Source organism: Ruminococcus sp. 210702-SL.1.03, from assembly GCF_020559915.1.
Lineage (GTDB): Bacteria > Bacillota > Clostridia > Oscillospirales > Ruminococcaceae > YE71.
Window position 1 is genome coordinate 1 of the sequence record NZ_JAJCLZ010000150.1, and the last position, 312, is coordinate 312.

Annotated in this window: 1 protein-coding gene; it reads left to right on the forward strand. The window is 56.4% G+C overall.

Features of this window, described 5'->3' with window-relative positions; translation table 11 throughout:
- The coding region (locus LI114_RS13870) for a GH25 family lysozyme (RefSeq protein WP_264468346.1) at positions 1-312 on the forward strand (312 nt) is incomplete at both ends.

Consider the following 312-nt stretch of genomic DNA (forward strand, 5'->3'; position numbering starts at 1 on the left):
TAATGCAGATAGGCTACGGGCGTTACGCGGGGCAGATAGACAAGACTTTCGCGCGCAACTATTCGGAGTGCAAGAAGCACGGAATACCCTGCGGCGGCTACTGGTTCAGCTATGCGACCACCGCCGACGAGGCGCGCGCCGAAGCGAAATGCTGTATCGCCGCGATAAAGGGCAAGCAGTTCGAGTACCCGATATATTTCGACGTTGAGGGCAAATCGCTTGTCGGCAAGACGGGCGTTTCGGCGATGTGCAAGGCATTCTGCGAGGAACTGGAAAAGGCGGGATATTTCGCGGGAATTTACATGAGCCGCA